At 51.7% G+C, this 26696-nt stretch carries 24 protein-coding genes; 9 read left to right on the top strand and 15 right to left on the bottom strand.

Going from position 1 to position 26696, the window contains the following annotated elements:
• Positions 1–23 precede the first annotated feature (23 nt).
• Positions 24–1169 carry a glycoside hydrolase family 5 protein gene (locus GJJ30_RS16560; protein WP_154176274.1) on the top strand — a complete coding sequence of 382 codons (1146 nt, stop codon included), beginning with the start codon at positions 24–26 and terminating at the stop codon, positions 1167–1169.
• A complete protein-coding gene (locus GJJ30_RS16555; protein WP_154176273.1) occupies positions 1169–1918 on the top strand; it encodes a pseudouridine synthase in 750 nt (249 codons plus the stop codon). The genes GJJ30_RS16560 and GJJ30_RS16555 overlap by 1 nt, the downstream gene beginning before the upstream one ends.
• Here the strand turns inward: GJJ30_RS16555 and GJJ30_RS16550 are convergent.
• The 5 genes from GJJ30_RS16550 to GJJ30_RS16530 form a co-directional block, all read right to left on the bottom strand.
• Positions 1902–3191 (bottom strand): acetyl-CoA hydrolase/transferase family protein, encoded by a 1290-nt coding sequence (locus GJJ30_RS16550; protein WP_154176272.1) that lies wholly within the window; start codon positions 3189–3191, stop codon positions 1902–1904. The two genes, GJJ30_RS16555 and GJJ30_RS16550, sit on opposite strands and share 17 nt — an antisense overlap.
• 162 nt (positions 3192–3353) lie before the next feature.
• Positions 3354–3944, bottom strand: a complete 591-nt coding sequence (locus tag GJJ30_RS16545) for a hypothetical protein (protein WP_154176271.1) — start codon at positions 3942–3944, stop codon at positions 3354–3356.
• A 168-nt stretch (positions 3945–4112) separates the two neighbouring features.
• Positions 4113–4511, bottom strand: coding sequence for a type II toxin-antitoxin system VapC family toxin (locus tag GJJ30_RS16540; RefSeq protein ID WP_154176270.1), 399 nt, complete (start codon positions 4509–4511; stop codon positions 4113–4115).
• Entirely contained in the window at positions 4501–4725 is a 225-nt protein-coding gene (locus GJJ30_RS16535) for a hypothetical protein (RefSeq protein ID WP_154176269.1), read from the bottom strand. The genes GJJ30_RS16540 and GJJ30_RS16535 overlap by 11 nt, the downstream gene beginning before the upstream one ends.
• A 98-nt stretch (positions 4726–4823) precedes the next feature.
• Positions 4824–7202: a TonB-dependent receptor gene (locus tag GJJ30_RS16530; RefSeq protein WP_154176268.1), complete on the bottom strand. Its 2379-nt coding sequence runs from the start codon at positions 7200–7202 to the stop codon at positions 4824–4826.
• 95 nt (positions 7203–7297) lie between these two features.
• On the opposite strand from GJJ30_RS16530, the gene GJJ30_RS16525 reads away from it, so the two are divergent.
• The 6 genes from GJJ30_RS16525 to GJJ30_RS16500 all read left to right on the top strand — a co-directional run bounded on the left by GJJ30_RS16525 (position 7298) and on the right by GJJ30_RS16500 (position 17741).
• Complete coding sequence (locus GJJ30_RS16525) at positions 7298–7975, top strand: endonuclease III domain-containing protein (RefSeq protein ID WP_154176267.1); 678 nt, start codon at positions 7298–7300, stop codon at positions 7973–7975.
• A gap of 55 nt (positions 7976–8030) precedes the next feature.
• A complete protein-coding gene (locus GJJ30_RS16520; protein ID WP_154176266.1) occupies positions 8031–9104 on the top strand; it encodes an endonuclease/exonuclease/phosphatase family protein in 1074 nt (357 codons plus the stop codon).
• Positions 9105–9200: 96 nt separating this feature from the next.
• Positions 9201–10229, top strand: a complete 1029-nt coding sequence (locus tag GJJ30_RS16515; protein ID WP_154176265.1) for a sensor histidine kinase — start codon at positions 9201–9203, stop codon at positions 10227–10229.
• Complete coding sequence (locus GJJ30_RS16510; RefSeq protein ID WP_154176264.1) at positions 10229–10996, top strand: LytR/AlgR family response regulator transcription factor; 768 nt, start codon at positions 10229–10231, stop codon at positions 10994–10996. The genes GJJ30_RS16515 and GJJ30_RS16510 overlap by 1 nt, the downstream gene beginning before the upstream one ends.
• A gap of 133 nt (positions 10997–11129) precedes the next feature.
• Positions 11130–11507: a DUF4890 domain-containing protein gene (locus tag GJJ30_RS16505; RefSeq protein WP_154176263.1), complete on the top strand. Its 378-nt coding sequence runs from the start codon at positions 11130–11132 to the stop codon at positions 11505–11507.
• A 249-nt stretch (positions 11508–11756) separates the two neighbouring features.
• Positions 11757–17741, top strand: coding sequence for a non-ribosomal peptide synthetase (locus GJJ30_RS16500; protein WP_154176262.1), 5985 nt, complete (start codon positions 11757–11759; stop codon positions 17739–17741).
• A gap of 256 nt (positions 17742–17997) precedes the next feature.
• On the opposite strand, the gene GJJ30_RS16495 is transcribed toward GJJ30_RS16500, so the two are convergent.
• A complete protein-coding gene (locus tag GJJ30_RS16495) occupies positions 17998–18807 on the bottom strand; it encodes a peptidase associated/transthyretin-like domain-containing protein (RefSeq protein ID WP_154176261.1) in 810 nt (269 codons plus the stop codon).
• Between the two features lie 252 nt (positions 18808–19059).
• Between GJJ30_RS16495 and GJJ30_RS16490 the strand changes: the two genes are divergently transcribed.
• Positions 19060–20289: a DUF4374 domain-containing protein gene (locus tag GJJ30_RS16490; protein ID WP_154176260.1), complete on the top strand. Its 1230-nt coding sequence runs from the start codon at positions 19060–19062 to the stop codon at positions 20287–20289.
• 121 nt (positions 20290–20410) lie between these two features.
• On the opposite strand, the gene GJJ30_RS16485 is transcribed toward GJJ30_RS16490, so the two are convergent.
• From GJJ30_RS16485 to GJJ30_RS16445, 9 genes are all read right to left on the bottom strand, one after another.
• Positions 20411–21202, bottom strand: a complete 792-nt coding sequence (locus tag GJJ30_RS16485) for a hypothetical protein (protein ID WP_154176259.1) — start codon at positions 21200–21202, stop codon at positions 20411–20413.
• A gap of 15 nt (positions 21203–21217) precedes the next feature.
• Positions 21218–21733 (bottom strand): hypothetical protein, encoded by a 516-nt coding sequence (locus tag GJJ30_RS16480; protein WP_154176258.1) that lies wholly within the window; start codon positions 21731–21733, stop codon positions 21218–21220.
• Positions 21720–23117, bottom strand: coding sequence for a hypothetical protein (locus GJJ30_RS16475; protein ID WP_154176257.1), 1398 nt, complete (start codon positions 23115–23117; stop codon positions 21720–21722). Before GJJ30_RS16475 ends, GJJ30_RS16480 begins: the two co-directional genes overlap by 14 nt.
• Before the next feature lie 77 nt (positions 23118–23194).
• The gene (locus GJJ30_RS16470) at positions 23195–23701 is read right to left on the bottom strand and encodes a thioredoxin family protein (protein ID WP_154176256.1); all 507 of its coding nucleotides are present in this window, start codon (positions 23699–23701) and stop codon (positions 23195–23197) included.
• A 56-nt stretch (positions 23702–23757) separates the two neighbouring features.
• Positions 23758–24840: a Gfo/Idh/MocA family protein gene (locus GJJ30_RS16465; protein ID WP_154176255.1), complete on the bottom strand. Its 1083-nt coding sequence runs from the start codon at positions 24838–24840 to the stop codon at positions 23758–23760.
• A gap of 64 nt (positions 24841–24904) precedes the next feature.
• Positions 24905–25324 carry a type II toxin-antitoxin system VapC family toxin gene (gene vapC, locus GJJ30_RS16460; RefSeq protein ID WP_154176254.1) on the bottom strand — a complete coding sequence of 140 codons (420 nt, stop codon included), beginning with the start codon at positions 25322–25324 and terminating at the stop codon, positions 24905–24907.
• Complete coding sequence (locus GJJ30_RS16455; RefSeq protein ID WP_154176253.1) at positions 25317–25517, bottom strand: type II toxin-antitoxin system VapB family antitoxin; 201 nt, start codon at positions 25515–25517, stop codon at positions 25317–25319. The genes vapC and GJJ30_RS16455 overlap by 8 nt, the downstream gene beginning before the upstream one ends.
• A 60-nt stretch (positions 25518–25577) precedes the next feature.
• Positions 25578–26234, bottom strand: coding sequence for a DUF3575 domain-containing protein (locus GJJ30_RS16450; protein WP_154176252.1), 657 nt, complete (start codon positions 26232–26234; stop codon positions 25578–25580).
• 9 nt (positions 26235–26243) lie between these two features.
• The gene (locus GJJ30_RS16445) at positions 26244–26573 is read right to left on the bottom strand and encodes a DUF4377 domain-containing protein (RefSeq protein ID WP_154176251.1); all 330 of its coding nucleotides are present in this window, start codon (positions 26571–26573) and stop codon (positions 26244–26246) included.
• Between the last annotated feature and the right edge of the window lie 123 nt (positions 26574–26696).

The raw sequence follows: 26696 nt of genomic DNA, 5'->3' as shown, positions 1-26696 counted from the left end.
GCTGCAAAACTATTCCGACTCCCATGCAACGTCGCACGTTTCTTCAACATTCCGGTTTACTGGCTGCGGCTGTCAGCGCATCCGGGACTGCGGTTTTGGCGTCGTCTTCCGCAGCGAAGGCGAAAAACAAACTGCCCAAATGGAAAGGCTTTAATCTGCTGGATTTCTTTTCGCCGAATCCCGCGCAGGGTCGAAAAGCCACCGAGGAGGAACAATTCAAGTGGATGCGCGACTGGGGTTTTGATTTTGTCCGGTTACCGATGGCGTACCCGGCCTACCTCAAATTTGACCGGAGCCGGAACATTACGCCCGACGAAGTCTACCAGATTGACGAACAGGCGGTTGATCGAATTGATCGGTTGGTGGAGATGGCCCATAAACACAACATTCACGTCAGTCTGAACCTGCACCGCGCACCGGGCTATTGCGTCAATGCCGGTTTTCACGAACCGTATAATCTCTGGACCGATCAACCTGCGCTTGACGCATTTTGCTTCCACTGGAATATGTGGGCAAAGCGGTATAAGAACGTGTCTTCGAAGAAAATCAGCTTCGATCTGCTCAACGAACCGAGCATGCGCGAAGACATGAACGACCAGCTTTCGAAGCATGGTCCCGTGCCGGGGGCGGTTTATCGGAAAGTTGCGCTGGCGGCTTCGGAAGCCATTCGCAAGGAGAATCCGAAGCATCTGATTATTGCGGACGGCAACAATACGGGCTCGACGGTCATTCCCGAAATCACGGATCTCGACATTGCCCAAAGCTGCCGGGGGTATAATCCGGGCATCATTTCGCATTTCAAGGCGCCCTGGGCCAATAAGGACCCGGAGAATATGCCGACACCAAAATGGCCGGGGCAAGTGGGTGAACGCTACCTGAGTCGTGAGATGCTGGAGACCTTTTATAAACCGTGGATTGAACTGGTCAACAAAGGGGTGGGCGTGCATTGTGGCGAATGTGGTGCCTGGAACAAAACGCCCCACGACGTTTTTCTGGCCTGGTTTGGTGATGTGCTGGATATTCTGACGAGCAACGGCATTGGCTTCTCCCTCTGGGAATTCATCGGCGATTTTGGCATTCTCGATTCCCGACGCGCCGATGTGGCATACGAAGACTGGCACGGCCACAAACTGGATCGCAAATTATTGAACCTGCTGCAGAAGTATTGATGGGAGAGGAGCAACCGGTTTTGGAAGTAATTCAGGAGCGAAAACCGCTCGAAATCCGTTACCAATCTCCTGATCTGGTGGCAATTAATAAACCGCACGGTTTACTCGTTCACCGGTCGATGATTGCCAGCGATGCCAGCGCGTTTGCCGTTCAGTTGCTCCGCGATCAATTAGGGCAACGCGTGTATCCCGTTCACCGGCTGGACCGTAAAACCGGCGGAATTCTGCTTTTCGCCTTGAGTGAAGCTATGAATTCGATTATGCAGCAGCGGTTTGCCGAGGGAGATATTCAGAAAACGTATCTGGCGATTGTGCGGGGCTATACCGCCGACGAACTGGAAATCGATTACCCGCTCCGGCGCGACGACGGGCTGGTTCAGGAAGCGTTTACCAAACTAAAAACACTTCGGCGCACGGAAGTGCCGGTTCCGTTCGGAAAACACCCGACATCCCGCTATTCGCTCGTCGAGCTGACGCCGACTACCGGTCGGTTTCACCAGCTCCGGAAGCATCTGGCGCACATTTTTCACCCGATCATTGGCGACCGACCCCACGGCTGCAACAAGCAAAACCGGCTGTTTCTGGAACAGTACGCGATGAATACGATGCTTTTACACGCCAATCGGATTCGGTTTCACCACCCGGTTTCGGCAAAGGAAATCGTGATTTCGGCCCCGGTTCAATCGGAATTTAAACGGATGCTGGCGGTTTTGTTCGGGGAAAAACCTGAACTTACCCAAACACTTTAAACCGTTCGTACGCCTGACGTGCCAGGAACTCGCGGTGGTCGGGGTGGGCGATGTTGATCAGCGCCTGAGCCCGCTGGCGCAGGTTTTTTCCGTAGAGATACGCAACACCATATTCAGTCACAATGTAGTGAACGTGGGCGCGGGTGGTCGTTACGCCAGCGCCTTCTTTCAGGAACGAGACAATTTTGCTTTCCCCGTTTTTAGTCACGGAGGGAAGGGCAATGATCGGTTTTCCGCCTTCCGAAAGCGATGCGCCCCGCACAAAATCCATCTGGCCGCCCACGCCCGAATACTGGTACGTTCCGATGGTGTCGGCGCAGACCTGCCCCGTCAGATCCACCTCGATGGCACTGTTGATGGCCGTCACTTTTGGATTCCGTCGAATGATGGCCGTGTCATTGGTGTAGGTCACTTCCTTCATCACAACGCCGGGATTATCGTCGATAAAATCGTATAATCGGCGGGTTCCCATTGCAAAACAGGAAACCAGTTTATACGGAATTGCTTTTTTGCGCTCGTTGGTGATCACGCCCCGCTCTACCAGGTCAATCACGCCGTCGGAAAACATCTCGGTATGAATGCCCAGTTGCCGGTGATGGCGCAATTCGGCCAGAACCGCATTCGGAATGCCGCCAATGCCCATTTGTAGCGTGGCACCGTCTTCGACCAGTTCGGCCACGAAACGGCCAATTTTCTGCTCCGTGGGCGTGGCGGGTTTCAATGGCATTTCGTACAGCGGATCGTCGCATTCAATGGCCGCGTAGAGGGTGTTGACGTGAATGATACCGTCGCCGTGGGTGCGGGGCACGTTCGGGTTGATCTGGGCAATAACGTATTTAGCGGTTTTGACCGCGCTCAACGAAATATCCACCGACGGACCGAGGGAGCAAAAACCGTGCTGGTCGGGCGGTGAAACCTGCACCAGTGCAACATCGAGCGGTAAGATGTTGCGCTGGAACAGCAACGGAATTTCGCTCAGAAAAATCGGGACGTAATCGGCAATCCCCACGTTGACCTGTTTCCGCATATTCGCTCCGATAAAGAACGAATTGGGCTTGAAAATGCCCGCATACTGCTCTTCGCAATAGGGCAGGTGCCCTTCCGTGTGCATATGGCAGACTTCAATATCTCGCAATTGGGAAGACGTGGCCCTTTCCACCATGGCCGCAATGAGTCGATGGGGCGTTTGAGCGACACTGTGAATAAAGACCCGGTTACCGGATTGGATTACCGCTACGGCCTGTTCCGGACTGACGATGGGAACCTGATGCATACGATGGAAACGGATTGACGAATGGTCTGTTTGAAATAACGAACAAACCTACCGCCGGAATGGATCTGATTTTATGAGGAAAATCAGCGGTTTGCCCAACCGTTATCGTATTCTTTCCCGATTTTCTCCAATAGCCAGCTTTTAAACTGGCTATTGGCGCTTTTACGGATTCGTGACTACGGCAGGCTCTTTGGGATCGATCATCGACTCGCTTCCGGTTAGGACCACGATGGCCAGCAGCGTCCAGGTGATGGCGCTGTATCCATTGGCGATATGGAAACCGGCGTCTTTTAACGTAATCGATAACAAGGCCGTAACCGGGAGCCACAGGCCGCAGGCCAGCGGAACGTAGCGTTTCCAGCCGCTGAGTCTTCCGGCGCGGACAACGGCAATGCCAACGCCGATCATGACAAGGTTGCTGATGGGCCAGAACGCGTCCAACAGGCGGTAGAGGATCGAATTATGTTCGGGCAGTACCATCTCGTAGACGTTCCAGATGTTGGCGAGCGTCAGCGTACTCAAAATAATGGGCGAAATAATCCGGCCGAAACGATCCGCTCCCGTAGCGCCGAGCCGACGCAGGCCGATGATGCTGCACAGCCAGCCCGAAATGTACAAAATACCCAAAAAACCGCTGAGCGGAGTGGTGTGGTAAACCAACTGTCCGCCGTGATTCTGGACGTGGATGTACGTGTTGATGCACAAAAAGGGCGCGCCAACGAGCGCCATGATGCCGAGTGATTTGGTATTCATCAGTAAGTGTTGTTTGAAGGGTTGTGGTGTTCGCTGATCGAACACCACAAATTAACTGCGTTGGCAAAGTCCTTAAAACAAAAGAGTTAACCTATTGAGGAAAAACCGGGTTGAAGTGTTGGAAGAGTTGTTTAAACGTCTGAAAATGTTCGAAGTGTATTATTAAAATCAAGACTTAACCAATCGGAGACCGAGTGGGGGCAAATGATTAAAATCGTTGTCTGTGGTATGAAGCTCTAAATCCAAATAAAGGGCAGAAGCTGCAATCCATATATCATTTTTGCCCATATTTCTCGCTGATAAGCCGGGCGGTAAAGGTTGCCCCTGCAGATTGCCCTGGCTATACGCATCAATTCGGGCATAAAAAGTTGTTATTTCCCTACTCACCTCAATGATTGGGAAACGCTCGAAAAGTCTCTGCATGAACGAAACTTTTTGATAACCCCAATCGGCTTTTAAAGCAAAAGCTTCTAATTCACCCACTACAATAACCGGAATGACGGCGCGAGAAGGTAGTGCTTCCTGCCGACGAATGTGTTCGATGAGTAAATTGGTATCAAAAACCATTCGCTGAAGCTTCCTTTTCCTGTTTCAATATTCGATCCATGCGTTGTTGTTCTTCCTCGGTAAAACCTAAATCTGGAATCTGAATGGGCTCTTTTTCACAAACTTCATCCAGAAAACGTTGAACTCCCCACCGCTTGATGTCGGCCGGTGAGTAACTATTCCATTGCCCTCGTTTAAGCGGAGGAATGGATTCAGGCTGCTTTTTTGTTTCCATATACTTCTACTGCGAATTGCGAACCAAAGAATATAGTTTTAACAGCAATTTACGAAAAAATAAAACATTCTTGGAGGTGGTTTTGGCGACCATCACCCTCAAAACTCCCAGCGGTAATTAATCACCGGAATCAGGCCCAATTGGTATTTCTGAACCACTTTCCCCTGAAACGCGTCAAAATAACTGTAAAACGCATTCTGGGCACTCGTCAGGTTTTGCAGATCGACGGAGAGCGTGCGGCTGTAGCGGGCTTTGCTCTTTTTCCAGTACACCCGCAAATCGGCGCGGAAATAATTGGGGAACCGGACGCTGAAAACGTCGCTGCCGTAAACCGTCGTGCTGGCCTGCTTCGACAAAACCGGGTCGATAGGCCGGTCGCGCAAACCGCCCAGGTACGAAAGCCGCCCGTTGACGCCCCAGATCCGGCTGCGGGTTTCCCGGCTTTTGGTCCATTCTTTTCCGGCCGTTACGCCACTCGTAAAACCGCCGTCGAAGCGCGTGCTGCGCCAGATGTTGTCAGCCGCTTTGTATTTTGACTCATAAACCGACCCCGACACCAGCACGTAATAATTCTTCGATAGATACTTCTGGTACGTCAGCTCCACGCCCCGGTTCCGGCCTTTTCCGGCGTTAATCAGCGGCTGATCGACGTACGCTTCAATCAGATTCAAAGCCGAAAAGTTGCTCCCCGGCAGGCTGCTGACGGGAACATCGAATAGCATTTGTGAATACCCCTCCATCTTCCAGTAGCTATCCGGCGAAAGCTGGTGGGTGTAGCCCGCAACGAGGTGGTGCGCTTTGGTAAACCCGAGCGATTCGTTGTTGTAAATTGGCGGAGTTGGCAAGCGGCTTTTCGACAAGTAGACTTGCGGGAGCTGCTGCTGGCTGTGCAAACCATAAGCCACTGACAAGGCTTTCCCGGGCAGGACTTCCCAGCGGATCGAAGCCCGAGGTTCCAGCGACTGGCTTTTGTTGAAGGTAAAGGTATTGTAGAATAAACCGGCGTTAACCGTCACTTTATCAACGGGTAACCATTGGTAATTGATGTAAGGCTGAACCATCCAGCCGTGGAGCGAACCCGCAAACAGGGTGTTATTGGCCGAACTGGTAACGAGCGGAGCCGAGCCACGCAGAATGTCGACCGAATTGTCAGCGTAGGTCAGAAACAGACCCGCCTTAACACTGTTACGCTCGTTAATCCGGTAATTCAGTGAAGAGGTTAAGGTCGACCGGGAACCCGTTTGGTCGTCCATCTGGTAATCGGCCTGAAAGCGCGGACTGCCCGGAAATTCCTGGTTCCGGCTGCTGCTGTTGGCCGAAACCACCAGGGCGGTTTTCCACAGCAGCCGCGACCCGATGGGTTGGGAGTAGGTCAGACCACCGGCGGCCATGCGTGTTTTGTAGGTAATGTAGTTCCGGTCTTTATCCTGTTCCTGTACGGCTTCGGCCAGCGGATTGAATACGTTGCTGCTCGTACCACCCAGGCCAAATACCGTAAACCGTCCGCCTTTTTTGGTCGGGAAATTCAGGTTAAAAGACAAATCGTGAAACCGGATGTCTTCTCCGCCGAAGGTAACGCCCAGCGCACCGAGCAAGCCCGTAAACGAATACCGGTAATTGACCAGATACGATGATCCTTTCTGCTTCGAAATCGGCCCCTCGGCCGCCAGATCCACGCCAATCAAACCGGCCTGGGCGATGAATTCATGGCGTTCGTTATTTCCTGGGCGCAGGCTCATGTCCATGACGCTCCCGACCGTATTGCCGTATTCCGGCGAAAAAGCACCGGTCAGAAACCGGGTTGTGCCCAGCAATTGGGCGCTCAGAATATTGACCCCACCGCCCGAAGCCGTGGGCCGGTCGCCGATGGTTCCGGCGTTGCTCTGGTGGTTAGGATTAACAATTTCAACGCCTTCCAGTCGCCAGATCAGGCTGTTGGGCGAATTTCCCCGTACGGAATTGATATTCGTGCCGTCGTTGGTCGTGACCACGCCCGCATAAGCCGTTGCCAGTCGCGCCGGATCGAGGTAGCTCGCCGGAAACCGCAATACCTGTTCAATCGTGATGTGTTCGGCGCTGATGGTGCGGTCGGTTCGGGTTCCGACGGCCGTGGCTTCCCCCAGTTGCGTCACGCCCGGTTGCAGGTTCACTTCCAGCACCTGTTCCTTGCCCGACTCGACCAGCACTTCGTTAATGATACTGGTTTCGTAGCCCACAAACGACACCGTGAGCTGATGGCGGCCAATCGGAACGTTTGCAAAACGAAACCGGCCCTGATCGTCGGTAATGGTGCCCGAACTGGTGTTCCCCGTTTGCAAATTCTTCAGGGTTACCGACGCCCCCACCAGCGGACGACTCTGGCTGGCATCGTACACAATCCCCCGGATGGTTTGGGTGGGCGTTTGGGAAAAACCGGTCAAGGCCAGGAAAGCCAATAAAAACAGGAAAAAAGAAGTGCGAAAGGACGTGTTCTTCATTTGTGATTCAGGAATTGATCCGCAAAAGTAACACGACAAATAACCAAGTCGATAAACATTGAGTTGTTCTTGAAAAAACAACTTAACATTTTTTGATGACAGCCATTGATGTCGCCCAAAAAACCTGGCTGGTGCACGAAATCCTGAACCAGCACTACGGCATTCAGGCCATTTATGGTCGGCTGGATCCGATGCATGAACTGATTGCCACGGTTTTGTCGCACCGGACGACGCACGCCAACGAGATGACGGCTTACCGCACGATGCTGGAGCGGTTTGGTTCCTGGGAAGCGATTCGGGATGCACCGGTGGCCGAACTAACCGAAGCCATTCAGACGTCGAATTATCCCGAAGTAAAAGCGCCCTGGATCAAGCAGATTCTGGCCCGGATCATTGCCGAACGTGGAGAAGCGAACGTCGATTTTTTACGCGAGATGACCACCGAAGACGCGATGGCCTGGCTAACGGCCCTGCCGGGAGTCGGGCTGAAAACCGCAACCCTTCTGCTGCTTTTCAATTTTCAAAAACCGGTTTTACCGGTCGATACCCACGTTCACCGCGTAACGCAACGGTTGGGAATCATTGGCCCGAAAGTGAGCGCAGAGAAGGCGCACGGCCTTTTGCTGGCCTATCTACCGCAGGACGCAACAGTCTTGTTCAATTTCCACAAGCACTTTTACTGGCACGGTCAGCGGGTTTGCACCTGGAGTTATCCCAGATGCGGGCAGTGCGTCCTGAACCCGCATTGTGATTATTTTAAAAAACAATCCTGAAAACATTAACTTGCCTTGTTTTGAGTTCCAATGTAACCGCAGTTCTGAACCCTGAATGAACCCTGTAGACTATTTCCTGATTGGTTACGCCCTGTTGATTACTACAATTTCCTTTATCCACCTCATTCGGGTTGACGCCTGGTGGATTCGCATTTGGGATTTCCCTCACCTTCAGCTGACGGTGCTGGCGGCCATTGGGCTGCTCGGTTGGGTCGCCCTCAGTCGGAATACGGAATGGCCGATGGTGCTGTCGATGACGGGGCTGGTGGCTGCCATGCTGTACGAAGCCTGGCTGATTTACCGGTTTACGCCCCTGCATCGGAAGGAGGTAAAATACGTTCGGAAATCGTCGGCGGATGGCCATCCTGACCTCAACACGATCCGGATTCTGAACGCCAATGTGTTCATGGAAAACACGAAATGCCCAGACGTATTAAAGCTGGTTGAAAAGCACAAGCCGGATGTGGTGATGATTCTGGAAGCAAATGAGCGGTGGCAGAAAGCGATGGAACCGATTGAAAGTCAGTTTCCGTACCGGATTTTGCACCCGCTCGAAAATACCTACGGCCTGTTGTTCTATTCGCGACTGCCGATTCGCCACCGGGAATTGCGGTTTTTGATTCAGGACGATATACCCTCGATTTACGCTCAGCTTGAACTGAAATCCGGGCAACTGATTCATTTTTACGGTATTCACCCCATGCCGCCCAGCCCAACGGAACATTACCGGTCGACGGAGCGGGATGCGGAATTGCTGGTGGTCGGCAAAGAGGTTCGCCAACTGAAAGATCCGGTGATTGTCGCCGGTGATCTCAACGACGTGGCCTGGTCGCATTCCACGCGGCTTTTTCAGCGAATCAGCGGCCTTTTTGACCCGCGCGTGGGTCGAGGCTTGTATAACACGTTTCATGCGAAGTATTTCTTTCTGCGCTGGCCGCTCGATCACATCTTCGTGTCTCATCACTTCCGCCTGCGATCCATCCGCCGGTTGCCCAATTGCGGTTCTGACCATTTCCCGATCCTGGTTTCGCTCGCGTTTGCTCCCGAAGCGGTGGTCCGCGACATTCCGGAACCTGAAAAAGATGATCTGGAAGAAACTGCCGATATTCTGGAGCGTGCGGGCGAGTAGCGGTTTTACCTGCCCAACCGGACGGTTGACCGTTGATTTTTCCAGTTTGACTTTAATTCCCACCGCTTTGCTCACCAAAGGCTGCATATTTGCAGCATGAACGCCCGTTTTTCCTATCGTCAGATTGCCGGAATTGCGTCAGTCATCATTGCATTGCTGGTGAACCTGCCTTTAATCCGGCTGGCGAACCGATCTCAACTAGCAATTTTTCCCGGTTTGCCGGATGCGGTTTTCCTGCTGTCCCGACTGGTTTTTCACGTTGCCTTTACCTTTTTTTTCATCGAGCTAAACCGGTACGCGCTGCTCCATAAACGCTACCAGTCCCGGTTAAATCTGCTGGGTTGGTACGGCGTCAATTTCCTGTTGTTTCTGATCACGACCGCCCTTTTCGTTGCAATCATGTTGCTCTGGTATCCCGAACGGCCCATTCTGCTGTTGGTTACAACCTACTTCCGGACATTTTTCGTCTGGGGAACAGCCTTGCTCGTCGCGAATTTCCTGACGGTTTTGCATCAAAACCGGTTGATTCAGGCCGAAAACGAATGGCTGAAACAGGAGAGTCTGCAAGCGCAGCTCGACGGTCTTCGCGCCCAGTTGAACCCTCATTTTCTTTTCAATTCGCTCAATACACTCAGCTCGCTGATTCGGGAGGGAAGTGCCAATACGCAGCCTTATCTCGTGAAATTGTCGCAGGTATTACGGTATTCGTTGCAGGTTCAAAACCGGGAACTGGTGCCTTTTTCGGAAGAAATGCAGTTTACAAACGCCTATTCGTTTTTGCTGACCATGCGGTTCGGGAATAATTTACAGATTGTGAATGACTTGCCGCCCCAGGCGTCCTGGCTGATTCCGCCCATGTCGTTGCAAATGCTCATCGAAAATGCCGTTAAACACAACATTGTTTCCGGCGCAAAACCGCTCCGTATTAACCTGACGATTGATCCGCTCCGCAACTCGATTCGCGTCAGCAACGGAAATCAACCCAAACCGGAACCCGCCGACGGCACCGGAACGGGGCTCCCAAATCTGGAAAACCGTTTCCGACTGCTGACCGGAAAACCCATTGAGATAGTGCGTTCGGAAAGCGAATTCAGCGTTCATTTACCCATCATTTCTGCCATCTGATGCGTGTTCTGATTATTGAAGATGAAGTTACGGCGGCTTCGCACTTATCCGCCCTGCTGCGCGAAATCGAGCCGTCGCTGACGGTTTTGGGCGTTATCGACAGCGTATCCGAAGGCCTGGAGCGGTGGGCGGACTTCCCTGAGCCTGACCTGATTTTTTCGGACATTCAACTGGCGGATGGCCTGTCGTTTACACTGCTGGAACAGGTGGCAGTTCCCTGCCCGATCATTTTCACCACGGCCTACGATGAATATGCCATTCGGGCATTTCGGCACAACAGCATCGACTACCTGCTGAAGCCCATCGAACCAGAATCCCTCAACACCGCCCTGCAAAAATACCGCTCCCTGAACCGCCCGGTTGGGAATGATCTGGTGCGCCAGATGCAGGAAATGCTGAGCAGCCGAATCTTTCAGCCGCGAACCTTTCGGACTAATTTCCTGATTCAGTTTCGGGATAAACTGCTGCCGATCAAGGCGAGTGACATTGCCTATTTCGAGATTGAAGGCGGGGTAGTTTCAGCCACACTTTTTACGAAAATCCGTTATCCGATCGATCTGAAGCTGGATGAACTGGAAAATCAGTTAAATCCACGGGACTTTTTTCGGGCCAACCGGCAGTTTATCATTGCCCGGAAAAGCATTCTGGAAGCGGAGCTGTATTTTAACGGTCGGTTGCAGCTTCAACTCAATCCCATGCCCGGCGGAGCGGTGGTGATCAGCAAAGACCGCGCTCCGCAGTTTAAAAAATGGCTGGAGGAGTTTTGAGACTTCACCCGCTTTTCCGGCGTTTTCACTGCCGAATCTGGCTCGTTCGGTGCGGTTTTTGGGCGACAGATTTTGGGATTCAGTAGGTTTGGAGCGTAAATCAACCCGTTAATTCCATTACCGATTTGTTCGTATGAAAACCAACCTGTTAAAAACCGCTTTGTTCCTTATCGTTTTGTTAGCCGCTTCTGCCTCCTTTGCCCAGCGCGCTCCCCTCGGTACACCCGAAGAACGGGCTGCCAAACTAACGGCCCGCATGAAGGAAAAACTGAATCTGACCGCCGATCAGGAAACCCCCGTGGCCGAAATCAACCTGAAATACGCGCGGCAAAACCAGTCGCTGATGGAAACCGGCGGACGTAACCTGCGCACCGCCCGTCAGGTTCAGAGCTCTATGAAAGAGAAAGATAAAGAATTGAAAAAAGTGCTGACCGCCGATCAATACAAGCAATATCAGACGGTTAAGGAAGAAATGAAAGCCGAACTGAAGGAGCGTCGAAAGCAGAAGTAAAACCGCATTGCACCCGATAATTAGTCCGCATCAACGGGGGAGAGGGTTGCCACATTCCACTAAGCCGCTAGAATGCCTGATCCTGCTTTGAAAGGGAGAAGGAATACGGAGGAGGAGCGAAGTCGAATGAACACCGGGTAGATTTGGGTAAACGTTGCGCTTGCCGATGACTGTATTTTGTAACCGATTGGCTAACTTCAGTTAGTTAGGGTATATTGCAGTTGTCTTTTCAGCAGCTTTCGTCAACGTATGCCTTACTCGTGCTTTATAATTGGCAAGGATTCCTTACTGATTGAATGCGCAAAAATTCTCCAACAGAATGGTTTTATTATTAAAGGCATAATTGCTGACGATCGTCTGGTAAACCGGTTTTGCAACGAAACCGGTTTACGGTTTTTGGATGCTCAACAACCATTCGACGCGGTTTTGGCGGTAGAACCCTTTGATTATCTGTTCAGTATCTCCAACGACTATATTCTACCTGAGTCGATCCTTGACCTGCCCCGGCGCTGCACGATTAATTACCACGACGGCCCGCTGCCTGCTTACGCCGGGGTGCATGCCACTTTCTGGGCGCTGATCAATCAGGAAAAAGAACACGCCATTACCTGGCATATCGTGGATGCGGGCATTGATACCGGCCCGATTTTGAAACAACACTGGTTTCCAGTTGAGCCCGACGAAACCTCGATTGGGCTGAATATCAAGTGTTACTCGGCAGCGCTGGCTGCTTTTCGGGAACTGGCCGACGAACTGGCATCGGATCAACTGGTAGCCCAGCCGCAGGACCTTTCCCGGCGGACGTATTTTGGTCGGAAAAACCGCCCCGACACCCTATTTGATTTTCGCAAACCGGCCGCCGAGACCGCCCGCTTGGTTCGGGCGCTGAATTTTGGATTTCATACCAGTCCGTTTGGCTTCCTGAAAATCAGGTTAGGTAACGACTTTTTTCAGGTTAAAGAACTGATAATGATCGATGAAGCGGGTGATTTTTCAGCCAATCCGCCTGGAACGATAACCGCCATCGAACCCAACGAGTTAAGGGTCGCCACCGGCAGCGGTTTACTGTGTATTCGATCGCTGACCACCCTGAGCGGAAAACCGGTTTCCTTCTCCGAACTCACTAACCAGTTCAATCTGAAAACCGGTCTGGTGCTGACTCAGCCGGACGATTCGTTTCGGCGGGAATACCTTCGGGCGGATAGTCAATTGAATCGGCATCAGGCATACTGGCTGGAGAAATACCGTACTTTTTCACCGAGCACGGTTTCCATATCGCCTTCTCAACAGCTTGAAAATAAGGCCAAAAGAGAAACGGAGTGGGTCCATGTTTGTTTGCATACCGCTATTGAAACGCTGCTGGATTCGCTTCCGACGGTTTCGGATAAAACCGATCGGCTGCTGACCGCTTTTCTGCTAACGGTTGGTCGTCTGGCCAGTCAGCAAACGATTGCAGTGGGCTATGCCGGACCGGAAAGCCGTGAGATCGCCCGAAAAACCGGTAGTCTTTTTGCCGATTGCGTTCCGTTCGTCCTGACTGTTGATTGGGAAACCGGTTTTGAGCACGCCCTTGCGGTTTTTCGACGGGAACAATCGACCGTTGAAAACCGGCAAACCGTTTCCTCCGATCGGCCTTGGAATGAATCGGTTTTGTCAGTCGGAATGCAGGATGATGCCGAATCGCTATTTCCTATCATTATTTGCCGTTCAACGGATAAAGAGGTCTTAGTCTTTGAAAATCAGCCGCTTGTTCTAGTCGTTTCCGACGATGCTACCTGCCGGATCGCTTACAGCCCGGCAAGCTGGCAGGCCGATCAGGTTGCGGAACTCATCAACCGCTGGTTGATTTTGCTGGAAAAGTTGCTCCAGGTTCCAACACAACCGCTGAAAACCGTCGATCTGCTGACGTCGGAGGAACGGAACCGCATGCTGGTTGACTGGAATGCCAAGGATGTTCCCTATCCCCGTCACCAGCCGGTGCATTACCTGGTGGAAGAACAGGCGCAGGAGCGACCACAGGCCGTTGCGTTGCGTTGTGGCCCCAACACGCTGACCTACGGGGAGTTAAATCAACGTGCTAATCAGTTGGCGCGGTATCTGCAAAAACAGGGCGTTGAGCCGGGTACGCTGGTCGGACTTTGTGCCGAGCGTTCTCCGGCAATGATTATCAGCCTGTTAGCTATTCTGAAAACCGGTGGCGCCTACGTTCCGCTCGATCCTTCGTATCCGCCCGCTCGTCTCGCGGAGCTGTGCAGGCAGACCCACATCTCGTTCATTTTGACGCAGCAAAAGTGGCTGGACCACCTGCCAACAACAGGTGTCACGTACCTGATTTTGGACAATGAAGAGGCTCCCTGGGAGAGCGAAAGTGTCGGCAATCCGGCGGTTTTGGTCGGCGCGGGCCATCTGGCTTACGTCCTGTTTACGTCCGGGTCAACGGGAAAACCTAAAAACGTGGCCATTCCGCACCGGGGTATTGTGCGCCTGGTGAAAGGAGCTAATTATGCTCAACTGGATGAAAATACGGTTATGCTGGGACTGGCTCCCCTTTCGTTCGATGCGTCGACGCTGGAAATTTGGGGAAGTCTGACGAATGGTGGAGAACTGGTCCTGATCACCGAAAATCGTCCGACTTTCGAATTAATTAAACATACCGTTCAGAATCATCAGGTTAACAGTGCTTTTTTTACAACTGCCCTCTTTAATGTCCTGATCGATACGGGAATTGAGGAACTGACTACCCTTTCCCAAATCATCATGGGCGGGGAAGCGGCCTCGGCCGAGCACGTCCGTCGGGCCCAACGCCAGATGCCGTTCTGTACCTTCATCAACGGCTATGGCCCAACCGAAAGCACCACGTTTGCCAGCTATTTTAATTTATCGGCATCGACCTGGGAAAACCGCTCGGTTCCGATTGGAAAACCGCTCAGTAACACCCGGTTATACGTTGTCGATTCGTTTTTCAATCCGGTTCCGCCGGGTGTTCCCGGCGAGTTACTCATCGGCGGAGACGGATTGGCGAGGGAGTATCTGTTTCAACCGGAATTGACGCGCGAAAAGTTTGTCCTTCATTCGTTCAGTAACGAGCCCGAACAGCGGCTTTATCGAACGGGTGATCAGGCGCGGTTTCAATCCGATGGCACCATCGAGTTTCTGGGACGTCTGGATGATCAGCTCAAAATGCGCGGTTTTCGGATCGAGCCGGGGGAAATCGAGCATGCGCTTCTTCAACATCCGGGACTTGCGGAAGCGGTTGTGCTGGCAATTGAACCGGCACCGGGGCAAAAGATGCTGGCCGCTTATGTTGTGCCCCGGCCCGGTGCCAATCCTGACGCAGAAGTGCTGCGGACATTTTTGCGAAACCGCCTGCCCAACTATCTGATTCCGACGGCTTTCTGCTTGCTGAAAGAGCTGCCGTTAACCGACAATGGCAAGCTGGACAAAAAACGTCTGCCCCCGGTTTTGCTGCGGAAAGCCCATCCGGACGCTGAACTGAGCCCGACCGAAACCGCCCTGCTGCCTTTGTGGAGCGCCGTGCTGAACCAGCCGGACAGCAGCCGGGAAGATAACTTTTTCGAACTCGGCGGCAGTTCGATTCTGGCGATGCAGTTGATTGCCCGGATTCACCAGCAATTCGGCCGATTGCTGAGTTTGAAAGATCTTTTTGAATTTCCGACGATTCAGCGGCTGAGCGCGTTTCTGGACCAGAATTCACAGCCCGGTTTTCCGCACCTGATGGAGTTAAAAACCGCCGATTTTGGCAATTCAGAATCGGCGATTCCGTTGTCGTTTGCCCAGACCCGACTTTGGATTATTCACCAGCTCCACGAGCTGCGGGGAACGTATAACGTGCCGATTATTCTGAAAATCAACGGCTTGCTGGACCTTCCGGTTTTGCAGCAGAGCCTCGAAGAAGTGGTTCGTCGGCACCAGATTTTGCGGACCACTTTCAGTCATTCGGATGGCGTGCCTTTTCAGCGCATTTCGGCTTCGGATTCCGTACCGGTTTTGGTCAGTGAGTGGAACGGACGGGAAGCTGATTGGCTAGATCAATGGCTCAATACGGAAGCTTACCAGCCTTTCGATCTGGAAACCGGTCCACTGCTGCGGGTTCGGGTGGCCAGTCTGGGCGACGATTCCTGGTTTTTGCTGCTGGTTTTTCACCATATTATTTACGACGGCTGGTCGACGCGCGTTCTGGCGAATGAACTGAGCCGGATTTATTCGTCGCTCAGGCAGGGTCAACCCGTTGCTTTGCTACAACTCCCGCTGCAATACGCCGATTTTGCCCGCTGGCAGCTGGCGCATTTTACACCTTCGATGCTGCAACGGGAACTGGTTTACTGGAAAAATCGCCTGGCGGGAGCGCCGTATCTGCTGGATTTACCCATCGACAAACCGCGTCCGGCGGTTCAGTCGTTCGAAGGCGCCGATTATTCATTTCACATTCCGGCCGACCGTTGGCCGCTGATTCGGCAGGGCTTACAGGAGCCGGGAACGACGGTTTTTCTGCGGCTGTTGACGGTTTTTTCGGTCTGGCTGTACCGGGTTACCCGAAATCCGGACGTCGTGGTGGGTATTCCGGTAGCAGGTCGGAATCGGTCAGAGTTGGTGAATAACATCGGTTTTTTTGTAAACACGCTGGCTCTGCGCATCGAAATTCAGGCCGAGGATTCATTTCGGACACTTCTGCGAAAAGTACGCGATTGGATGCTGGAAGCGTTCGATCACCAGGATTTGCCGTTTGAACAGGTCGTGGAAGCCCTGAAGCTGCCCCGAACGCTGGCACATACGCCCCTCGTTCAGGCCATTTTTGACTTTCAGGATGAGCATTCAAAAGACTGGCAACTGGACGATTTGCAGGTTGAACCGCTGCCTTTTGTGCAGCATACAGCAAAATTTGATCTCCATCTTTCGTTTCGGGAACTGGCCGGTGGCGTTGAAGGAACGTTCAATTACCGAACCGATCTGTTTAATTCTGTGACGATTGAGAAGTTTTCTCTTGACTTTACTGCCTTGCTGGAGACGCTGGCTTTGTACGCGGATGTGCCGTTTAGTAAGCTGGAAGGAAAATCCGGAGCGGTTTTCGAAACGCTGGCGGAATCGCCAAATTCCGAAAACCTTGTCTCTGAGGAAAAACCGCCCCTCCCGACCGCGACGGAAGCATTGGTCGAATGGCTCCGAACCACTTGGTCCGCTTTGCTGAAAGTGCCGGACGTGGGTCTGGACGATGATTTTTTCGAAATTGGTGGTCATTCACTGCTGGCTTTTCAATTGACCACCGAACTCCAGCGGCAGTTGGGCCATGCCGTTTCGGTCGGAGCAGTTTTTGCTAATCCGACGATTCGGAAACTGGTCATTCATTTAGAAACTGCTCATCCCGAACGGATCTGGCAATCGCTGGTGGCCGTCCAGCCAAAGGGCCGACGCCCTCCGCTTTATTGCGTACATCCCATTTCCGGCGACATTGGTTATGCTTACCAGCTTGTGCCGTACCTTTCTGACGATCAACCAGTTTACGGTTTGCAAGCCGTTGGTCTCGATGGCCGCACGGAGCCTTTTACATCACTGGAAGACATGGCTGCTTATTATGTCAAGTTGATTCTGGAGCAGCAGCCCAATGGCCCATACCGGCTGTGCGGGTATTCGATGGGCGGAATTGTCGCCTTTGAAATGGCCCATCAGTTGAAAAAAATCGGGAAAGATGTCGATCTGCTCGCGCTGATCGATAGTTATCCGGTTAACCCTCATGCCGACAATCCGAATCAGATTCCGATGGGACAGTTGCTGACGTATTATTACCATTACTGGCGTTCGTTGCCAAAACATCCCGGTTTACTCTGGCGGTTTTTTCAAAAAAAAGCCCCCCTGGCAACCCGTTATTTTCTGAATCGGTTGAAAAATTCGCTACCGGTTGGGGCTTCAATTTCCTCAATTGATGCCTCAAAAATTAAATCGATTCAATTAGGTAACCGTTTGGTAGCCAGTAGTTTATTAGCGTATAGTAAGTATCTGTTTAAGCCATATGATGGGAAAGTTGTGCTGCTGCGGGCTGCCGGAAATGACAACCTGGTCAACCACCGTCACACCGTCAAATTTGGCTGGGACCGATACGCCCGGCAAGGCGTCGATGTCCACTTCATCCCCGGATTGCATGAAACACTCTTCGCGGACGAAGGCACGATTGCAAAAATGGGCGCGGTTTTGACAGCTTATTTGAAAAGCGCGGTTTAAGGAATGGTAATATATAAGAGCCTGTTTAAAAAAGAAATTACAACTGTTCTCAGATCGCCCCCAACCCCCTAAAGGGGGCTTTGGTACACCGGTTAAAGCCCCCTTTAGGGGGTTGGGGGCAAAGCGAAGTAAGGAAAATTCTGAATTTTAGAAAGCCACTCAAACGCCGAATGTAAAAGTAAAACCGGGGGCGGAGCAATCACTTTTACATTCGGCGTTCATCATTTTACATTTTTCATTATCTACCCATCATTCCTTATTTTTTCCGGTTCGTGAACCCAATTCCCATGCTGTTGGAGCGTACGGCGGACTCGGTGCCCAGAAAATCCATCGTGACGGACGGTTTATAATTGACAAAATCATCGCCCCAGGCGTCGGACACCAGCAGTTGCTCGCCTGTTGGTTTGTAAATGGCCGTCACCGTATAACGCCCGATGGGAATGTCCTTGATGATCGTGTTGTACCGCTTTTTGGCCTGAATTTTCAGCGTTTTCCCGGTCGACCCGTCAATCAGTTTTCCCTCCGGCTTGAAAGTGAATTCAACATTTTCGTTATCGTACAGCTCGTTGGCATTGAGGTCGCGAAACATTTCCATTGTCCCGCCATAGTACAAATCCAGGCTCAGATCCGGAATGTGGCCGGTGAGTTTCCACTGGAAATTTCGGACCGGTTTTTCGGCTTCCGTAAAGCTATCGGGATTCTCGGGATCCAACTGGATTTTATATACTTTGCCGTTGTATTGTTTGAGAATATATCCCCGCACATTCCATTGGCCGAGGTCTTTTACCAATTGGATTTTGTACGTTCCGTCCGCGCCGGAGGAAACTTCCACACCCCGGCCCTTAAAGACATCGTTTTCGGTATAAACCGTGGCGCGGGGCAACGGATTGCCTTGTGGATCAGTCACTTTTCCGAGTAAATAGCCTGATTTGCCCGCCGTTGGTCCGCCCGGATTTTCCGTATCGGGTCCCGGCGAATTTGATTTACAGGACGTCATGGAAGTCAAGCTGCCCATGAGAATGAGCGCTGCGCAGCTGATGCGGGAAATGGTAGTTAAAATGTTCATCGTCGTGTTTGTCGTTTGTTTTTAGATGAACAAAACTAGCTCTTTCGGCGTCTATCATTCAACCAGGTGTGGTATGGGCAGCGGGAAGCCATGCCTGAATTGTACAAATGCCTGCCTGATTTGAGGAAACGCGTAAATCTGGTGACAACGAAGCGTGAAGGACCGTTTACCCAATATTGGGCATCTTACCCATGCCAAATTCATGCATTCTTCCGTTAAATCGGTAACTTAGAACCTGTAAATCGTATCAATATGTACAACAAATCACTACTGGTTATTGCAGCTTTCGGTTGCTGGGCATCGCTAAGTTCGTGCAGCAAGGATAAGGACCCCGGTACCACTGATCCACCGGTTACTGTTGGCGGTTATGTCGTCGCCATTCGGGATGTGGGTGCCACAAAATCAACGGATTACCTCCTGCAAACCACCGCGGTTTCGAGCGGTACGCTTTCCGTTGCGGGAAAAGGAATCGAACAAACGGGCAACCGCTCGTATATTCAGGCGGGAAAAACAATTTTTAGTATCGGTGGGAGTGGGACAAACCAGGGCTCGCCGTCGGCGGTTGCGTACGGTCTGGATGCGTCTAACAAGCTGGTTCAGAAGGGAAACTTTACCTTCGACAAATACTTTGACGTTCTGACGGCCATCGACGACAATACGATCGGCGGTGTTCAGATTCCGCGAACGGCGGCCGAAAACCGGGGTGCCATTTTTTACACCGCTACCGCCAGCGCGCTGACTGCTCAGGTTAAAAATTCCCTGGCTCCGCTCTACAAGGATGATCAGGTCTGGCCTTCGGGTATGCGGGTTCGCGACGGCAAAGCCTACGTTTCCTATTACCTCCAGAACCGCACCGACCTGCTGACACCCAACACGGATACGGCCTATGTAGCCATTTACACCTATCCGGCATTTGCGTTGGAAAAGGTGATCAAGGATGTTCGGACCGGTCCGGCGGGGTCGTCGAACAGCAGCAGCGGACTTATAAAAACCGAAAATGGCGATATTTATACGGTTTCATCCTCAGGATATACCTTTTCGCAGCGGACCAAACCAGCCGGTATTTTACGGATCAAAAATGGTGAAACGGTTTTCGATCCTTCGTATTTCTTCAACCTCGACGAGATTTCGAATAACCGGAAAATCTACTTCAGCCAATACCTCGGCAACGGCTTGGTGCTGGCCGAAATGGGGCGGTTTCCGACGGTAGGAGGGCAGTGGGCTTTCGAAGACGTTAATCTGAGCGCGGTTATTATCGACCTGAACGCCAAGACCATTAAAGATGTCACGGGTGGAATCCCGGCCCACGCGGGTCAGGGCGGTATAATGCTTTCGGTCCTGGTCGAAAACGGGAAAGCCTATTTGCCCGTCACCAGCTACACCGATGGCACCTACATCTGGGAAATCGACATCGCCACCGCCACCGCCAAACAAGCCGCCAAAGTGGATGCGAAGTATGTAACCGGGATATTTAAGTTGTAAGGATTGATGAATAACGAATACTGAATATCGAATTTCGAAATAAAATTTAGTAAACCTTCGAAATTCGATATTCAGTGTTCAATATTCGATATTTTATTTCCATTCCTATTTCATTTCCTGCTTACTTGATTTCTGACACAATTACAAAATTATCATTCCGGGTAATTCCGTAAAGGATCACTTTGTCTTTCACACTCCGGTCGATGGCAAACGCCTGGCCTTCGCTGACGGTCGGAATCGTTTTCAGGTATTTCAGCGTAGACCCGCGATCGGGCAATTGCAGGACATACAGTTCCGGTTTGTCGTGGCCGGTGCAGTAGATCGAGCCGTCTTTTCCCCAGGTGCCGCCCGAGGTGCTTTTGGGCGCGAAGGCCTGTAAAATATTCGCCGGAAACTGCCAGGATTCCAGCCGCTCCCAGCTTTTCGTAAACTTCACCAGCATCGTCCAGCGGTTATCGCGACCTTCGGCCGAGGCTTTGTCGGAATAATTGGCGAATGCAACCCACCAGTAGCCCTGGAAAAAATCCGCCCAGGTGGCCGAACCGGGATATAACCCAAAGCTGTGAGTGCCAATGTGCTGGAGCGTTGCGGTATCGAAAATTTCGATGGAGCTCACCATCGGCACCTCCGGGTAATTGGAATGCACGCAGTAAAGTTTCCGGTCGAGCACCACGCCACTGTTCATGTGTTTTAACAAACCGGTGGTGTCGTTCCAGGCCGCAACCTGTTTCCCGTCGGCTTTGGTGTGTTTCGTCAGCGAGTGGTTATTGATGACGTAAAAATGAGTCGCATCAACCGCGACGCCCTGTTTCACTTCCTTTAGCTGAAACCGCCGGATTTCCTGAGCCCGCTGGGCAAAAACCGTGTGAAGAGGCAGCCAGAATGTTACCAATGCCAGAAAAGAAAACCGCATGAGCCGGGCTGGAATTTAGAGTTTTTCAATTTTTATATTTCCCAGATACACCTTGATCTCATCCGATTTATCGGTTGTGCCTTTCCAGCTAATGGACTGGATGCGGGTATTTTCGGGAAAACCGCAGGTAACACAGGGTGCGCCGTACTTGAGCTTCCAGTCGGTGCTGGTGGATTTTTGCTGGCCGTTGATGAATACGGAAATGGTATTGTTGAGGACTTTTACTCCTACGTGAATTTTGGTCTTGTTGTTGGTAAATTCCTTCAGTGGAATATCACTCACCGCGCCTTCGTTGAAGTTTTGCACGTTCTGCGAAGGGCTGGTATTGAGGTCAATATCGATGAGGCCCCGGTAATTGCTCGCATAATTCGCTTCATTGCCCGATATCAGATTGATCGTGACAACGGCACCGGGACCACTGGTGTTTTCGGCGCCCCGCGTCAGCATTTTCCGAGAGTTGAGCGTCAGCATGGCTGAACCGCCGGTCATGTGGGTGAAATTCCCGTCCGTCGCCAGGTCAAATTCCAGCATAAAGTTGGGCGGCAGCGGGTAGGGCATCAGGGGTCGGCCAGATGGGGTTGAAATACCCCAGTTGCAACCAATTCCCCGACTGTCCGGGGATTTTGGTGAGAACGGCGTGGGCCGACTGCTTGCGGAAAAACCAGTTGACCGGATCTCCGCCCGCGGCCCCGGCCGAAAAATCATCGAAGAAGACCTGATTTCCAGTTAGTTTGGATGCGTTAGAAACCGGTTGAATGGCGGCTTTGCCCCGTTCCCGGAATGCGTTCAGTCGGGCTTTCAGCTGTTCTTCATTGGCCGGAACATACGGTTTCCCCTTTACTTTCTCGGGATCGAAGAAATAGTTGTAGACGTATTCGTAATTGAAATTTTGCGACAGTGCGGTGTACATTTCGTAGAGCTGGTTGCCATCTTCTTTGGTCTCGGGCGGAAAGGCAATGGCTACCCAGAGCGGTTTTTCGTCGCCCAACCTGCTTTCGAGGGTGGGGTCAATTTTATAAACCGGGTAGTAGTGCTTCTGTTCTAACTGGAGTTTATCGGGCGTAAAAATATCCGGGTCCGTTCCGAAGCTGTACATACTCACCTGCATGTCCCGGACCACGGCGGGTTCGTTCAGCGTCGCCCGGTGTTTATCGCGCAATGCCTGAATTTTGACCCGGTAGCTGTCAATGTTTTTTTTGCGCGATTCAAAAGCCTCTTCCTGCGCTTTCAGATTATTGGGCCACTGGCTTGCGATCGTCTTTTTTTCTTCGGCGGCTACGCTTTCAAGCGCATCCTCAGCCGCCTGTAGCAATTCGCCTTTGGTGACGGCCACGAGAGGCATTTTGTTACCGGGGGCCAGGTAAACCGTATTCCATTCGTTCAGCCAGGTAATGTAATTATGCGCGTTCGGATGAATGCGTGGGTCGGTACCCTTGCGTTTTTTCACCACCCAGTCGCCTTTGGCGTAACCATCGGGCTGCATGGTAAACATGTTTTTGCCGCTTTTCTGGATGAATTCGATGGTAAAAGCGCCAAATACCATATTGGTTGCTACCCAAAACGGTGTGTTTTCTTCCGGAATCGGGCGAAAGTGTCCCTTTTCGTCCAGCCACCGTTTGTCATGGCTGACGTTCCAGACCAGAAAACTGACTCCGTAACCGTTTTTACCGATGTATCGACTCGATGTTCCCAGTCCGGCAACGGGCGTGTAACTTTTTTTCATCCACTCGACAAACCGGTTGAGATTTTCGGTTTTCCGTTTCCCCAGCGCATCGGTAGCGGGCTTTAATTTATCGTACCGGGGATTGCTCCACCAGCCAACAACACTGTCCTGCATGCGTTGTTCCGCCGATAGCTGGGCCAGGGATGGAAGGACCGGAAGCAGCATCAGGGCAAGAAAAACGGTGGTTTTCATAACAATCCGGCTTTCGTTGATTTCGAATCGGGAGCGGTTTCTGGGAAATTTAACTGCCAGACAAAAATATCGATTATTTACTTTTTTTTCGGAGCATACGAAGCCGGATCGAGCGCTTTGGGCGACCAGTCGTTCAGAAAACCGGCTACTACTTTCGGGCTGTGACCTTTGCCTTCCTCCAGATAACCAGAGTTCTGGGTGTGCAGCCGTTTTCCTTTTCCGTCCAGAACTACGAAAACCGGAAATCCAAACCGCTGCGGATAATCCAGTTGGGCCAGCACCGCTTCGTTTTTGTTTTCGGGGCTGTAATTCACCCGCAGGACCACATAATTTTCGGCGAGCAACCGGCGCAACGTCGTGTCACTCTGGGTCAGATTGTGAAACCGAATGCACCAGACGCACCAGTTACCACCAATTTGCAGCAAAACATGTTTGCCTTCCTTTGCGGCTGTGGCAACGGCATTTTTGATGTCCTGCTGTGCATCCGCTTTCGGGTCGTAAAGGTGCGGTTTGGCGGTTTCCTGAGCTTTCGCGCTGGTTACCAGAAAGATAAATAGCAGGTTGATGAAAAGAAGCTTTTTCATGACAATGGAATTTAGCTGGTCGTGATTCAATCCATTGGAACCACGACCAGCGAATTTTAGAGCATCACGGGCTGCCCGGTTCGCACGGATTCGTCGCAGGCAAAAGCGATGCGTAGGCTGTTGACCGCGTCCTGCAAATGGTCGCTCAGGTCGATGTTCTCCCGAATGGCTTTCAGGAAATACCGCTGTTCGCGATTACAAAGTTCCTGGTGATCCGGTTCGTCCTGCATATCGATCCAGGTGTCCTCCCTCACAAACTGATCGTTCTGGTCGAGGGGTGCGTAGTGGACGCGCAGCGATTCGGTCTTGGTGTGCGAATCCACGTTATCGGATTTTCCGGCAGCTCCGGCGTTTTTGGCCACGATGGAAACGCAGCCCTTTGGACCGATCACATCTTTGACAAAAAAGGCGGTTTCGCTCATCATCGGTCCCCAACCGGCTTCGTACCAACCCACCGACCCGTCTTCAAACCGGATCTGGAGCTGGCCATAATTGTAGTTCCCGGTCGGAATTTCCTCCGTCAGCCGGGCGCCAATGGCGTTGACCTGCAGCGGTTTTGAGCGGGTCATCTGGCACATGACGTCGATGTAATGCACTCCGCAATCCACGATCGGACTCAGGCTTTTCATCAGATTCCGGTGAACGGTCCACATCCCGCCGTGGCTTTGCTGGTTGAGATTCATGCGCATCACGAGCGGTTTTCCCATTTCCTGAGCTACTTCGATAAACTTCTCCCAGGAAGGGTGCTGGCGCAGAATATACCCGACAACAACTTTTTTACCGGCTTTTTCAGCCGCAGCCACTACGCGCTCGGAACCTTCGACGGTGTCGGCGAGCGGTTTTTCGATGAATACATGGCAGCCGTGTTCGAGGGCCAGAATAGCGAAGGCTTCGTGCGTGTCGGGGTAGGTGGAGATACAAACCGCGTCGGGTTTCGTTTCAGCCAATGCCTGAGCGACGTCGGAGAACAGGGGATAACCACCGCCGAGCCGCTCGTTTAGCACTTCCTTGCTTTTCCCGGTCGAAACAATGCCGCAGATTTCAAAACCGTCGAGGGTTGAATACGCTATCGCGTGCGATGCGCCCATGTTGCCGCAGCCGATCACAAGCACCCGCACCGTTGAATTTGAAGTTGACATGAATAAATGGAATTAAGGGCGGCAAGTTGGGACAGGATGACGAAATAAAAAAACGGGGTGGTAACTATTCAGACCAGATCTGCAAAATCCCATCCTGATCCAACGAATACTGCGCTATCCGGTCAAAATCGACGTCGCTATGAACTACTTTGAGATTGAATTGAATGGCGTAGGCAGCAATCAGGCAATCATTTGGTTTACGAATGGTTACGCCTTGTTTGCGGAGAAACCGATATATTCGGGCAGCTTTATCGGCCATTAAATAAGGATCAACTTCCAATCGTTCCAAAAAATCGAAATTATCCTGAACACGGGATAATTCTTCAGGAAGCTTTACACCTTGCAAAACTTCTTGCCGAATGGTTGGACAATGCCAAACCGTCCAATCCGAAAGGAGGGCGGTATGCAGCAGGTCCGTTTGCGGACTTTCGATTTTTCTGAAATAATCAATCCACACCGAACTATCGAACAGCAAATCATTCATCAACGGAGGTGCGCATCTGATCTAAATTGCCTTCCCATTGTATGGCTCCGCGCATGCCCGCTAATTCGCGTTTTTTTAATTTTCGCAGGAATTCATACAAAGCTGTACGGATCAAATCTTCGGGGGTATGAATGTGGCTGAGTTGCATAGTTTCCTGCACCAGCTTGTCGTTTAACTCAATAGTCGTTTTCATACCGAATGGCTGATTTTAAACAAAGATAGCTTAACAACACAGAAAACCAGTCATTTGTCTCTACAACCGCCCCAGCCGGTAATTCAGCCCGACAATTCCCTGCAAACCGGGCCAGGAATTTTTCGAGTTTAGCAAACCGACACCTGGTTGGTGCGACCTGAAGGATTTGAAAAGAAAATAATCGGTTCGATTCCGAAAAGCGAAGAATTTCTGGATGCCCAGATCGAGGTTCCAGCGGTCCGAAAACCGGATATTCATGGCGGCAGTCAGCCCGAGGCCCATCAGAAAACCGCTAACCGATTCGGATCGATAAATCGAAGTGCCACTCGGAAACGACTCGATGGTTCCTTCCTGCCGATACTGCGAGCCGATGAGGTTGACGCCAATCGGGAAACCAACCTTGGTGGCTCGCCCGGACTGGCGAATCGGGTCAAACCGGTAACCGGCTTTGAAAAACGCCCCCGATGTCTTCAGGTCTTCTATTCCGCAGTCGCACATTAAACCGGAAGGCATGGCACTCCAGGCGTTTTTGTAGGAATAACCCGCGTGGAAGGTCAGCGCCCAGCGATTCAAATTGGGGCTCCAGGCACTCGTGAGTTCCAGCGAGCGGCCTGGCCATGTCGCCAGGTTGGTGCCGACCTGCCCCTGCCAGCGTTGGGCGTTCGCGACCAGTGTGCCGAAAAGCAAAAGAGCTACAACGGTAGCGGTTTTCATCATAAAAGCTGTTTAGGTTTTGATCTTTTCAATGACCCTCACCAGCGTGTAACGAAGGCTGGACCCGTCCTGGGGCGGATTTTTGATCTGCTCGCGTTTGACACTGAGTTTGTATTCAAAACCGCTTTTGTACGTAAATCCCTCAATTCCGGAGTAAAAATAGGTCCAGTTCGCTTCCCCGTCAATTTTTACCAATAAACATTTTTGAGGGCCAACGCCAACGCAATCCTGCTGATGGTCAGCCACCTGCATGGTAATAAAATCCGGTTTCAGACTGTCTTTGGAACAAGCTGAAAAAAGCGTAATCAGAACGAGCGAATAGAGACGAACCATGTTTTTCATCAGTGGGAGGTAGCTTGCTTTTTCTGACGACCCCAAACTAACGCAATTCGTTGGCAAAACCGGTTTAAATAAGTTAATTAATCTAAAACGGGAAGCCACTACCGATTTCGCCAATTCGGCAGT

Origin of the sequence: Larkinella terrae (genome assembly GCF_009668025.1) — a bacterium.
Classification (GTDB): domain Bacteria; phylum Bacteroidota; class Bacteroidia; order Cytophagales; family Spirosomataceae; genus Larkinella; species Larkinella terrae.
This window is presented reverse-complemented; position numbering and strand designations above follow the sequence as displayed.

What these genes read in the sequence shown, in the direction of transcription:
- GJJ30_RS16555 (WP_154176273.1), top strand. Translation starts at nt 1,169, where the DNA reads ATGGGAGAGGAGCAACCGGTTTTGGAAGTAATTCAGGAGCGAAAACCG.
- GJJ30_RS16465 (WP_154176255.1), bottom strand. Translation starts at nt 24,840, where the DNA reads ATGTCAACTTCAAATTCAACGGTGCGGGTGCTTGTGATCGGCTGCGGC.
- GJJ30_RS16540 (WP_154176270.1), bottom strand. Translation starts at nt 4,511, where the DNA reads ATGGTTTTTGATACCAATTTACTCATCGAACACATTCGTCGGCAGGAA.
- GJJ30_RS16505 (WP_154176263.1), top strand. Translation starts at nt 11,130, where the DNA reads ATGAAAACCAACCTGTTAAAAACCGCTTTGTTCCTTATCGTTTTGTTA.
- GJJ30_RS16530 (WP_154176268.1), bottom strand. Translation starts at nt 7,202, where the DNA reads ATGAAGAACACGTCCTTTCGCACTTCTTTTTTCCTGTTTTTATTGGCT.
- GJJ30_RS16520 (WP_154176266.1), top strand. Translation starts at nt 8,031, where the DNA reads ATGAACCCTGTAGACTATTTCCTGATTGGTTACGCCCTGTTGATTACT.
- GJJ30_RS16475 (WP_154176257.1), bottom strand. Translation starts at nt 23,117, where the DNA reads ATGAAAACCACCGTTTTTCTTGCCCTGATGCTGCTTCCGGTCCTTCCA.
- GJJ30_RS16455 (WP_154176253.1), bottom strand. Translation starts at nt 25,517, where the DNA reads ATGAAAACGACTATTGAGTTAAACGACAAGCTGGTGCAGGAAACTATG.
- GJJ30_RS16515 (WP_154176265.1), top strand. Translation starts at nt 9,201, where the DNA reads ATGAACGCCCGTTTTTCCTATCGTCAGATTGCCGGAATTGCGTCAGTC.
- GJJ30_RS16550 (WP_154176272.1), bottom strand. Translation starts at nt 3,191, where the DNA reads ATGCATCAGGTTCCCATCGTCAGTCCGGAACAGGCCGTAGCGGTAATC.
- GJJ30_RS16450 (WP_154176252.1), bottom strand. Translation starts at nt 26,234, where the DNA reads ATGATGAAAACCGCTACCGTTGTAGCTCTTTTGCTTTTCGGCACACTG.
- GJJ30_RS16490 (WP_154176260.1), top strand. Translation starts at nt 19,060, where the DNA reads ATGTACAACAAATCACTACTGGTTATTGCAGCTTTCGGTTGCTGGGCA.
- GJJ30_RS16545 (WP_154176271.1), bottom strand. Translation starts at nt 3,944, where the DNA reads ATGAATACCAAATCACTCGGCATCATGGCGCTCGTTGGCGCGCCCTTT.
- GJJ30_RS16535 (WP_154176269.1), bottom strand. Translation starts at nt 4,725, where the DNA reads ATGGAAACAAAAAAGCAGCCTGAATCCATTCCTCCGCTTAAACGAGGG.
- GJJ30_RS16480 (WP_154176258.1), bottom strand. Translation starts at nt 21,733, where the DNA reads ATGCTGGAATTTGACCTGGCGACGGACGGGAATTTCACCCACATGACC.
- GJJ30_RS16500 (WP_154176262.1), top strand. Translation starts at nt 11,757, where the DNA reads ATGCCTTACTCGTGCTTTATAATTGGCAAGGATTCCTTACTGATTGAA.
- GJJ30_RS16560 (WP_154176274.1), top strand. Translation starts at nt 24, where the DNA reads ATGCAACGTCGCACGTTTCTTCAACATTCCGGTTTACTGGCTGCGGCT.
- GJJ30_RS16485 (WP_154176259.1), bottom strand. Translation starts at nt 21,202, where the DNA reads ATGCGGTTTTCTTTTCTGGCATTGGTAACATTCTGGCTGCCTCTTCAC.
- GJJ30_RS16510 (WP_154176264.1), top strand. Translation starts at nt 10,229, where the DNA reads ATGCGTGTTCTGATTATTGAAGATGAAGTTACGGCGGCTTCGCACTTA.
- GJJ30_RS16525 (WP_154176267.1), top strand. Translation starts at nt 7,298, where the DNA reads ATGACAGCCATTGATGTCGCCCAAAAAACCTGGCTGGTGCACGAAATC.
- GJJ30_RS16470 (WP_154176256.1), bottom strand. Translation starts at nt 23,701, where the DNA reads ATGAAAAAGCTTCTTTTCATCAACCTGCTATTTATCTTTCTGGTAACC.
- GJJ30_RS16445 (WP_154176251.1), bottom strand. Translation starts at nt 26,573, where the DNA reads ATGAAAAACATGGTTCGTCTCTATTCGCTCGTTCTGATTACGCTTTTT.
- vapC (WP_154176254.1), bottom strand. Translation starts at nt 25,324, where the DNA reads ATGAATGATTTGCTGTTCGATAGTTCGGTGTGGATTGATTATTTCAGA.
- GJJ30_RS16495 (WP_154176261.1), bottom strand. Translation starts at nt 18,807, where the DNA reads ATGAACATTTTAACTACCATTTCCCGCATCAGCTGCGCAGCGCTCATT.